This window comes from Pseudomonas graminis (assembly GCF_900111735.1).
In the GTDB taxonomy this organism is placed as follows: domain Bacteria; phylum Pseudomonadota; class Gammaproteobacteria; order Pseudomonadales; family Pseudomonadaceae; genus Aquipseudomonas; species Aquipseudomonas graminis.
Genome location: NZ_FOHW01000046.1, coordinates 29,232 through 39,636, shown reverse-complemented (window position 1 = coordinate 39,636; position 10,405 = coordinate 29,232). Strand labels below are relative to the sequence as shown.

11 protein-coding genes are annotated in these 10,405 nt (G+C 61.2%); 7 read left to right on the top strand and 4 right to left on the bottom strand.

The genetic code is table 11. From position 1 onward, the window contains the following. Positions 1-605: 605 nt before the first annotated feature. Complete coding sequence (gene prmB / locus BMY98_RS23710; RefSeq protein WP_074892808.1) at positions 606-1,514, bottom strand: 50S ribosomal protein L3 N(5)-glutamine methyltransferase; 909 nt, start codon at positions 1,512-1,514, stop codon at positions 606-608. A 254-nt stretch (positions 1,515-1,768) separates the two neighbouring features. Between prmB and BMY98_RS23705 the strand changes: the two genes are divergently transcribed. The 5 genes from BMY98_RS23705 (at position 1,769) to BMY98_RS23680 (ending at position 5,619) form a co-directional block, all read left to right on the top strand. After that, entirely contained in the window at positions 1,769-2,392 is a 624-nt protein-coding gene (locus BMY98_RS23705; protein ID WP_074892807.1) for a cysteine hydrolase family protein, read from the top strand. A gap of 233 nt (positions 2,393-2,625) precedes the next feature. Continuing rightward, positions 2,626-2,946, top strand: coding sequence for a hypothetical protein (locus tag BMY98_RS23700; RefSeq protein WP_074892806.1), 321 nt, complete (start codon positions 2,626-2,628; stop codon positions 2,944-2,946). 106 nt (positions 2,947-3,052) lie between these two features. Next, complete coding sequence (locus BMY98_RS23695) at positions 3,053-3,613, top strand: Smr/MutS family protein (protein ID WP_065989376.1); 561 nt, start codon at positions 3,053-3,055, stop codon at positions 3,611-3,613. A gap of 1,015 nt (positions 3,614-4,628) precedes the next feature. Further along, complete coding sequence (gene folE / locus BMY98_RS23685; protein WP_074892805.1) at positions 4,629-5,174, top strand: GTP cyclohydrolase I FolE; 546 nt, start codon at positions 4,629-4,631, stop codon at positions 5,172-5,174. A 79-nt stretch (positions 5,175-5,253) separates the two neighbouring features. Then, a complete protein-coding gene (locus tag BMY98_RS23680; protein ID WP_074892810.1) occupies positions 5,254-5,619 on the top strand; it encodes a glutathione S-transferase N-terminal domain-containing protein in 366 nt (121 codons plus the stop codon). Positions 5,620-5,991: 372 nt separating this feature from the next. Here BMY98_RS23680 and BMY98_RS23675 read toward each other — a convergent pair whose 3' ends face one another. The 3 genes from BMY98_RS23675 to BMY98_RS23665 are packed head-to-tail and all read right to left on the bottom strand — an operon-like array spanning position 5,992 to position 8,241. After that, a complete protein-coding gene (locus BMY98_RS23675) occupies positions 5,992-6,378 on the bottom strand; it encodes a lysozyme inhibitor LprI family protein (protein WP_074892804.1) in 387 nt (128 codons plus the stop codon). Positions 6,379-6,411: 33 nt separating this feature from the next. Then, positions 6,412-7,014 (bottom strand): glutathione S-transferase family protein, encoded by a 603-nt coding sequence (locus BMY98_RS23670; protein ID WP_074892803.1) that lies wholly within the window; start codon positions 7,012-7,014, stop codon positions 6,412-6,414. Positions 7,015-7,074: 60 nt separating this feature from the next. Continuing rightward, complete coding sequence (locus tag BMY98_RS23665; RefSeq protein ID WP_074892809.1) at positions 7,075-8,241, bottom strand: aminotransferase-like domain-containing protein; 1,167 nt, start codon at positions 8,239-8,241, stop codon at positions 7,075-7,077. Between the two features lie 81 nt (positions 8,242-8,322). On the opposite strand from BMY98_RS23665, the gene BMY98_RS23660 reads away from it, so the two are divergent. Both BMY98_RS23660 and BMY98_RS23655 read left to right on the top strand, forming a co-directional pair. Further along, a complete protein-coding gene (locus BMY98_RS23660; RefSeq protein WP_074892802.1) occupies positions 8,323-8,766 on the top strand; it encodes a MarR family transcriptional regulator in 444 nt (147 codons plus the stop codon). A 127-nt stretch (positions 8,767-8,893) separates the two neighbouring features. Next, complete coding sequence (locus tag BMY98_RS23655) at positions 8,894-10,081, top strand: benzoate/H(+) symporter BenE family transporter (RefSeq protein WP_074892801.1); 1,188 nt, start codon at positions 8,894-8,896, stop codon at positions 10,079-10,081. Positions 10,082-10,405 lie beyond the last annotated feature (324 nt).

Here is a 10,405-nt window from a genome sequence, read left to right as displayed (position 1 = left end):
GGACCGGCTTTAGCCGGGAAGAGGCCGGTGTGCTCCCCATCAGATTTGCGGTGTGACGACCGACGCCTTCCCGGCTCAAGCCGGTCCCACTGTTTGACCGCATATCCATAGTGGGACCGGCTTTCGCCGGGAAGAGGCCCGTGCGTTCGCCATCAGATTTGCGGCGTGACGACCGACGCCTTTCTGGCTGAAGCCAGTCCCACAGTTTGACCGCGTATCCATAGTGGGACCGGCTTTAGCCGGGAAGAGGCCGGTATGTTCGCCATCAGCATTGCGGTGTGACGACCGACGCCTTCCTGGCTAAAGCCAGTCCCACTATTTGACCGCGTATCCATAGTGGGACCGGCTTTAGCCGGGAAGAGGCGCGTGTGTTCGAAATCAGATTTAGGGTGTAACGACCGACGCCTTCCCGGCTGAAGCCGGTCCCACTATTTGACCGCGTATCCATAGTAGGACCGGCTTTCGCCGGGAAGAGGCCGGTGTGCTCGCCATCAGATGTGCGGTGTGAATGCCGACGCCTTCCCGGCTGAAGCCGGTCCCACTGGTTGACCGCGTATCCATAGTAGGACCGGCTTTAGCCGGGAAGAGGCCCGCCGATTACCTGATTAGATCCGCGCTGCAAAGACGTCTTGATGATTGCGGCACTGCTCTGCCGTCAGCATGAACACCCCGTGGCCGCCACGCTCGAACTCCAGCCAGGCGAAATCCACTTCCGGGTACAGCGCTTCGACGTGAACCTGGCTGTTGCCGACTTCCACGATCAACAAGCCCTTCTCGTTGAGATGATCCGCAGCCTGGGCCAGCATGCGCCGCACCAGATTCAATCCATCGTCACCGCAGGCCAGCGCCAACTCCGGTTCGTGCTGGTATTCGTCGGGCATGTCGGCGAAATCTTCGGCATCGACGTACGGCGGGTTGGACACGATCAGGTCAAAACGCTGACCCGGCAGACCGTCGAAACCATCGCCCTGCACGGTGTACACCCGCTGATCCACGCCATGGCGCTCGATGTTCTGATTCGCCACTTCCAGTGCCTCGAACGACAGATCGGCCAACACCACTTCAGCGTCGGGGAACACGTCGGCGCAGGCGATGCCGATGCAGCCGGAGCCGGTGCAGAGGTCAAGAATGCGTGCCGGATCGCTGGCCAGCCAGGGCGTGAAACGCTGCTCGATCAGTTCACCGATGGGCGAACGCGGAATCAGCACGCGCTCGTCGACGATGAATGACATCCCGCAGAACCAGGCTTCACCCAGCAGATACGCGGTGGGCACGCGCTCCTCAATACGTCGCTTGATCAGGTGCTGAACCGCAACCAGCTCTTCTTCTTCAAGGTTGCAGTCCAGGTAACTGTCGGCGATTTCCCACGGCAGGTGCAGTGCGCCGAGCACCAATTGGCGAGCCTCGTCCCACGCGTTGTCGGTGCCATGACCGAAAAACAGGTCTTCCCCGTGGAAACGGCTGACAGCCCAACGGATATGATCGCGCAGGGTGCGCAGGCGGGAAGTGATCACGGCAGACTCCTTGAAAAAACGACGGGCGATTCTATCAGCCATCCACGCAACAAACGATCCCGCACCGGGCGCGGCAGCCATGCGCAAAACTTTCCGCAGTCTTTGACTCGTTTTGCAGGCACTATGACAGCAACCGCGACCTGCTCGACGGCTTGAAGCCCGGCAAAAAAGCGAGGTCTGTGAGCATGGCGATTCACAGAATCGCTCTGCCAGTGGACAATGTGGCAAAAGCCCCACTCGAAGGAGCCCCCCCGATGTCTGTTTCAAACACTGGTCCAAAGACCATGTTTCAACTCAGTGGCCGCGAATACGCAGCGGCGACATTGAGTAATGCCACCCTGATCATCATCGATGCGCAGAAGGAATACCTCAGCGGCCCCCTGGCCCTGACCGGCGTTCAGGACGCCATCAATAACATCGTCAAACTGGTTGCCGCAGCGCGTGCAGCGAAGTCGCCGATCATTCACGTGCGCCATCTGGGCACCGTCGGCGGCATGTTCGACCCCCAAGGCGAGCGTGGGCAATTCGTCCCCGAATTGCAGCCTCAGGGTGACGAAATCATCATCGAAAAACGCCTGCCGAATGCGCTGAATGGCACGGTCTCCACCGACGACCGCACCACCCTGCACAGCCTGCTGGAAAGCCGTGGCCGTCTGGACCTCGTGGTCTGCGGGTTCATGAGCCACTCCAGCGTAAGCACCACCGTGCGCGCGGCCAAGGATTACGGGTTTCGCTGCACGCTGGTTGAAGACGCCTGCGCCACCCGCGACCTGCCCACCCCGAGCGGCGTGATCAAAGCCGAGCTGGTGCAGCAGGCGGAGATGGCAATCATGAACGACAACTTCGCCAAACTGGCGCTGACCGAAAACCTGATCTGATTCCTCGCTCAACAGGAGCTGTTGCGACCGAGCTGACTGCGCATGCCCCTCGCGCGGATCATTTTCCGGCAGTTCCTGTAGAAAAGGCGTACAAATGCAGTCTTCAGGCAAGGTGATCTTGTTCACCTGACCGCCTATCCGTTATCGACCCGTGATGCCCCTGAAACCTGGCCAGGCGGGAACCCCCCCACCCTGTGCTGGTCAGAGCGCCGATACCTATAGAGGAAATCGGAATGAAGATATCCGATGGTTTTGATGCCCGTCGCCTGCGCCCCAAGGGCCAGGGCAGCTGGCGGATGCGCATTATTGCTGCGTTTTCGGCCGTTCTGGCCACCGCTGGCGTACTGCTGGCAATGGCCGGCGTGGCCAGTTTGATCGGCAACCCGGTCGCGCTGGGCGAACTCAACGCCAGTCCGGCGGGCGCCGTGGTGACGGTGATTGTCGGTTTGCTGATGCTGTATGTCGGCGTCTGGTTCTGGCGCCGCAGTCGCCGCCGCCGTCGTCGTGCCGGTGAACTCAATATGTCTCCCCATCTGATGAAGAAACACGACTGACCTTCGCGTCATCCGCTGCCGTTTAATCATCGATCGTCTTAATCATCGATAGTCGCGCCGATTCTGGCGTGACGCGGTTAAACTGGCCCCCTTCGCGGAGACCACCATGCAAGACGACGATTTTTCCCTGTTCAGAAGCGAGATTCGCGGCGTAAAGCCGATCAAGACTGAACATGCGGACGTAGGAAAACCCAAAACCGACCGTAAGAACCTGGCCAAATTGCGTCAGGCCGCCACCGTGCGCTCCGACGCGACGATCACCGTTGATGGTTTGTCAGACCAGTTCGTGATCGATGTAGGCCCCGAGGACACGCTGTACTGGGCCCGTGACGGGGTGCAGGAAGGCCAGATGCGCAAGCTCAAGCTGGGGCAGATCAGCTTCGAAGGCAGCCTGGACCTGCACGGCATGAGCGTCGAAATGGCGCGCGAGACGATGTGGGAATTCCTGGCCGAGGCGGCAAAACTTGAAGTGCGTTGCGTGCGCATCACCCACGGCAAGGCCGTGCGGCTGGATGGCAAGCGGCCGATGATCAAGAGCCACGTCAATACTTGGTTGCGTCAGCATCAGCAGGTGTTGGGATTTGCGTCGTGCATCGCCAAGCATGGCGGCGCCGGTGCGGTGTACGTGATCCTCAAGCGGACCATGATGGAAGGGCGTGATGAGTAAGGCAGGCCTTGCCGTTGTGCCCAGGTTGCCGTGGGTGGCTTGCCCGAGCGAATTCCCCCTGCAGTAGCCGGCTTGCTGGCGAACGCGGTGAATCAGAAACGCAAATATCGACTGACCCAACGCGTTCGCCAGCAAGCCGGCTCCTACGGATTCTGCAGCGTTCATTCAATCAGCTGTCCAGCCGATTGAAGAGCGCCATCACATCAACGAGGACCTGGACCACCGCCACCGCCGCCACCCGGGCCACCGCCTTCATAGTGTCCACCGCCGCCACCGCCGCCGTGCCCGCCGTGGCCTCCCCCGCCCGGCCCCCAGAATGGCCAGCATCCGGACATGGCTGACATCACCGCGATGACCATCGCGACTTTCGCTATACGACTCAACATTTCGATTTCTCTCTCAAAGCGGGCTTGACTACAGGTATTCATCACCTGCTGCTTCAGACAGCGCGCGCCTGTGAATCCGCGTCGTGGTTTGGTACCGATCAGGTACCGAACCCGATACGAAGCCACCCACAAAAAGGCCGCGAGGGATGGGTGTTCCCGTCGCGGCCTGTGCTTGGTGCGCTCAAATGTTCAGTAACAATCAGCGGCGGTAGTAACCCGGTCCGGGTCCAGGGCCATAACCACCCCGCCCGCCATCGTATGGGCCACCGTCGTAGTAACGGTGTTCGTGCCAGCCACCGCCGTGGCGACCCCAACCCGGTCCGAAAAAACACCCCGAAACCGACGACGCCAGGGCAATCACCAATGCGATTTTCGCGATTCGGTTAAGCATCATAAGCACTCTCTTCATCCGGGCATCTGTCACCCGTTACTTCAGACATCACGCCGACACATTCCGACATATCCCCTCGGTAAAGGTTGGGTAAAGGTCAACTGACACTGCCACGGCGGCGCCATGCCGCAGGCGTCTCGGCCGCCTGCCGTACCCCTGCGCGTCCAGCTACGCTACTATGTGCGCCTTTGCAGGCCCGCAACCCTGCGTTTTTTGAACCCACACGGAACACACCCCTGTGACTCTGGAACAGAACTACACCGCCATCCTCGGTCAACTCGGCGAAGACGTCTCCCGCGAAGGCCTGCGCGACACCCCGAAACGCGCAGCCAAAGCCATGCAGTACCTTTGCCGCGGCTATGAGCAAACCCTCGAAGAAGTCACCAACGGCGCGCTGTTCAGCTCCGACAACAGCGAAATGGTGGTGGTCAAGGACATCGAGCTGTATTCGCTCTGCGAACACCATCTGCTGCCCTTCATCGGCAAGGCCCACGTCGCCTACATCCCGAGCGGCAAAGTGCTGGGCCTGTCGAAGGTCGCGCGCATCGTCGACATGTACGCCCGTCGTCTGCAGATCCAGGAAAACCTCAGCCGCCAGATCGCCGAAGCCATTCAGCAGGTCACCGGCGCGCTGGGCGTGGCGGTGGTCATCGAAGCCAAGCACATGTGCATGATGATGCGCGGCGTCGAGAAGCAGAATTCGTCGATGATCACCTCGGTGATGTTGGGTGAATTCTGCGAAAACGCCGCAACCCGCACCGAATTTCTCAGCCTGATCAAGTGATCCCGGCGTCCTGAAGGCCGCAGCATCAGGCTGCGGCTGTCTGGCGGTTCGTGCCGCCGAGTGAGGTTTTAGCGTGTTGATGAAAGCAGTGAGAGTCGGCCTCGGCCAGCTCGTGATCGCGGGCGATTTCCTGACCCGGCCGAGCAAGAAGAAGCGTTCTCCCGAAGCCCAGGCTGCCGTCGAGGCGTCGGCGAAAGCGCTGACGCTGTATCAGTTTCACGCCTGCCCGTTCTGCGTGAAAACCCGCCGGGCGCTGCGCCGTTTGAACGTGCCCGTGGCCCTTCGTGACGCAAAGAACAACGAGCCGGACCGCCAGGCGCTGCTCAGCGGCGGCGGCCGTATCAAGGTGCCGTGCCTGCGGATCGAGGAAGAAGGCCAGACGGTGTGGATGTATGAATCGAAGGTGATCGTTGATTACCTGGAGAAGCGGTTCGCCTCAGTGTGAATCACATCACCTGTAGGAGCGCGCTTGCCCGCGAAAAATATCAGCTGCGACATCCACGTGCCTGACCCACCGCATTCGCCAGCAAGCCGGCTCCCACAGAATACGTGTACGCCGAAGATTCCGGATGTTGTCGAGATCACCTGTAGGAGCGCGCTTGCCCGCGAAAAATATCAGCCTGTGCCGGTCCACGTGCCTGACCTACCGCATTCGCCAGCAAGCCGGCTCCCACAGAATACGCGTACGCCGAAGATTCCGGATGTCGTCGAGATCACCTGTAGGAGCGCGCTTGCCCGCGAAAAATATCAGCTGCGACATCCACGCGCCTGACCCACCGCATTCGCGAGCAAGCGCGCTCCTCCAGAGGGCCTGCATTCACTTTGGGCAGCCTTCGTCGCGACACGCCGTATACGCCTTCAATTGCTCAACCCGCACTTTGGTCTGCGCGGACAGGCATTGCGCCTGCACCAACGGCCACATGCTCCCGCCGTCCTCCCGCTTGCCGGCCTGATATTGGCAATCGGCGTCACGGAACGAGATCCACTTCTTCTGCGCCTCCTGCAACGCTTTCTTGCGCGCCGGCGTCTTCAGATAGCTCATCTGCGCGTTGTATTGGGTGTTCAATTCCGCGTCCAGCGCCTTGTATTCCTGGCCCGCGCATTGATTCATCGACGCCTGATTGGCGTCGCAGTCCTGGGCCTGGGCCGAGCAACCGATGCCCAGCGCCATCAACATTCCCACCGCGATCATCCTGTACTGCATGTCTCATCTCCTTTCAGTGAACAACGCCAAATGTCAATCCAGCATGCCGACGTAACCCGGCTGCTGCTTGACCCGCGCGAGCCAGGCTTGAATCGCCGGGAACTGCGCCAAGTCGAAGCCGCCCTGATCGGCCACATGGGTGTAGGCGTACAGCGCGATGTCGGCGATGGAGAAGCTGTCGCCCACCAGAAACGGCGTGCGCAGCAACTGCTGCTCCATGACTTTCAGGGCCTTGTTACCGCGCCGGTGCAGCGAGTGGTATTCCTCCATTCGCTCCTCCGGCAGCCCCAGATAAAACTGGATGAAGCGCGCCACCGCCAGGGTCGGCTCATGGCTGTACTGCTCGAAGAACTGCCACTGCAGCATTTGCGTGCGCAGGCGCGGCTCGGTCAGCAGGTAAGGCGTGCCTTCGGCGAGGAAGTTGAGAATCGCGTTGGACTCCCACAGGCAGGTGCCGTCTTCGAGTTCAAGCACCGGAATCTTGCCGTTCGGGTTCTTCGCCAGAAACGCCTCGGTCTCGGTCTCGCCCTTGAGAATGTCCACCGGCACCCACTCGTACTCCGCGCCGAGCAGGTTGAGCATCAGCTTGATCTTGTAGCAGTTGCCCGAGTTGTAATCGCCGTAAACCTTGTACATCAACCCTCTCCCTTCAATCGTGTGCCGTCAGTCGTGCCGGTCGTGCGTGTGCGTAATGTATCAGGCCGCCTGTGAAAGCTGTGTTTGCCGAATGACGGCGGCAAGCCGCTTCAAACCTTCGTCCAGGCGCTCGGGATCGATGTGGCTGAAGTTCAGCCGCAGGTACCCCGGGTTGGCATCCGGATCGGCAAAAAACGGCTCGCCCGGCATGAACGCCACGTTCTGCGCCAAGGCGCTGTCGAGCAAGGTGCGGGTGTCGAGCTTGTGCTTGAGGGTCAGCCAGAAGAACAGGCCGCCTTGTGGGCTGTTCCATTCCGCCAGATCGGCGAAGTGCCGCTGCAGCGCGGCTTCAAACGCATCGCGACGGGTGCGATAGAAGCTGCGCAGTTCCAGCAGATGCTGCTCGTAGTGCTCGCTGCCGATCCACTGCAACGCCTGCCACTGCCCCACGCGATTGGTGTGCAGATCCGCCGACTGCTTGAGCTTGAGAAGATGCGGAAACAGATCGGGCGTGGCGATCAGGTAGCCGACGCGCAACCCTGGCATCAGGGTCTTCGACACGGTACCGGTGTAGATCCAGCTGGCTTTCTTCAGGCGGCTGACGATGGGCCGGGCGCTGCCGCCGTCGAAGGTCAGCTCGCGGTACGGCTCGTCTTCGATCAGGGTGACGCCGAATTCGTCGAGCAACGCCGCCACTGCATCCCGCGCGGTTTCGCTGTAACGCACCGCCGACGGGTTCTGGAACGTGGGGATCAGGTAGGCAAACGACGGCGAGTGCATCTCCAGGCGCTGGCGCAACGCGTCGAGGTCCGGGCCTTCGGCGAGCAGCGGCACGGTCAGGCAGTCGGCGCCGAACAGCTGAAAGATTTGCAGCGCGGCCAGATAGGTCGGCGCTTCGAGCAAGATCTCGGTGCCCTTGTCGATGTACAGCTTGGCGGCCAGATCCAGCGTCTGCTGGGAACCGCTGACGATCATCACCTGACTCGCGTCGCAGTCGATGCCCAACGCCCGCGCCTGGGCGGCCAGCGCCTCACGCAACTGCGGTTCGCCTTCGCTCATGCCGTACTGGCCGATGCTGCGGGGCATGTCAGACCATTCACTCCTCGGCAACATGGCTTCGGCCGGCAATCCGCCCGCGAACGACATCATCTCCGGGCGCTGGGCGGCGGCGAGGATTTCGCGAATCAGTGAACTCTTCAAACGGGTAACGCGTTCGGAAAATGGCATCGGATCACCGCTGGCGGAAAGAAAGGGGAATACGTCAAACTGGTTGACCGAAATTACGATGCCGCGCACGGATACGTCAATATGCTTGACCTTAAAAATTCATCCACCCAGCAAATTGCCATGGAAGCGTTTTTCTTCGGCTACCAAGCGTTCACCGCCAAGGCCGATGAAATGCTCGACCGTCGTGGATTGAGTCGGGTGCACCAGCGCATTGTGTTTTTCATCGCCCGCTATCCGGGCCTGAGCGTGAAGGAACTGCTCGGCAAGTTGGGCGTAAGCAAGCAGGCGCTGAACACGCCGCTGCGACAGTTGATCGAGATGGAGCTGGTGCTCAGCGTCGCGCCCGAGGACGACAAACGTAAGCGCCTGCTGGAGCTGACCGCCGAGGGCCGCAAATTTGAAGAGTCACTGCGCCGCGAGCAGGTCAAGCTGCTGCAACGGGTATTCGCTGAAGCCGGCCGCGAGGCGGTGGATGGCTGGATGGCGGTGAATCAGGCGCTGGGCAACACGATGACGCGCGGCTGAACTGCCAGGTTTCAGGCTGCGGCCGAAACTGTGCCGACCAATGCGCCGATGGCTGTATTGCAACGAGGCATGACCACTGCGTATAGGCTGGCAGCTCTGTTCAACGCTGCGCCAAGGATAGACCCGCATGACTGACGTGCCCCTCGCGCCATTGCGACCGCTGACCGACTCTTCGCCCTCCGCCATCGTTGCCGGCTTCATCGCCATGATGACCGGTGTCACCAGTTCGCTGGTGCTGATGTTTCAGGCCGGTCAGGCCGCCGGGCTGACCTCCGCGCAGATCTCCTCGTGGATCTGGGCGCTGTTCATGGGCATGGCGGTGTGCAGCATCGGCCTGTCGCTGCGTTATCGCTCGCCCATCACCGTGGCGTGGTCGACACCGGGTGCGGCGTTGCTGATCACCAGCCTGGGCGGCGTCGCCTATCCCGAAGCCATCGGAGCATTCATCACCTGCGCGGTGCTGGTGATCATCTGCGGCGTCACCGGCAGCTTCGAACGGCTGGTCAAGCGCTTGCCGACTTCACTGGCAGCGGCCCTGCTGGCGGGGATTCTGTTCAAGATCGGCAGCGAAATCTTCGTCGCCGCGCAACACCGCACCGGCCTGGTGCTGGGCATGTTCTTCACTTACCTGATCGTCAAACGCTATTCGCCGCGCTACGCCGTGCTGGTGACCTTGCTGGTCGGTGTCGCACTGTCGGGCATGCTCGGCCTGCTGAACTTCAGCGGCTTCGCCCTGGAAGTGGCGATGCCGGTATGGACCACGCCTTCGTTCTCCATCGCTGCGACCGTCAGCATCGGCATTCCGCTGTTCGTCGTCGCCATGACCTCGCAGAACATGCCGGGCGTCGCGGTGTTGCGCGCAGACGGTTATCAGGTCCCCGCCTCGCCCCTGATCACGGCCACCGGCCTCATCTCGCTGATCACCGCACCCTTTGGCGCCCACGGCATCAACCTCGCGGCGATTAGCGCCGCAATCTGCACCGGCCCCCACGCCCACGAAGACCGCGACAAGCGCTACACAGCGGCGATCTGGTGCGGGATTTTCTACGCCATCGCGGGGGTGTTCGGCGCGACGCTGGCGGCGTTGTTCGCGGCGTTTCCTAGGGAATTGGTGCTGTCGATTGCCGCGCTGGCGCTGTTTGGCTCAATCATCAACGGCCTGACCGTGGCCATGAACGAGCCAAAGGAACGCGAAGCCGCGCTGATCACCTTCATGGTCACTGCGTCAGGGCTGACGCTGTTTTCCATCGGTTCGGCGTTCTGGGGGATTGTCGCGGGGGTGTTGACGCTGCTGATTCTCAACTATCGCAAATGACCGCTCGCGGCGTGCCACTCTTCTGTAGGAGCGCGCTTGCCCGCGAATGCGATCTGCCTGCTGCATCGATGTCGGCTGACTCACCGCAATCGCGGGCAAGCCACCTTCTGTAGGAGCGCGCTTGCCCGCGAACGCAATCTGCCTGCTGCATCAATGTCGGCTGACTCACCGCAATCGCGGGCAAGCCACTCTTCAGTAGGAGCGCGCTTGCCCGCGAACGCAATCTGCCTGCTGCATTAATCTCGGCTGACTCACCGCAATCGCAGGCATCCCACTCATCTGTAGGAGCGCGCTTGCCCGCGAACGCGATCTGCCTGCTGCATC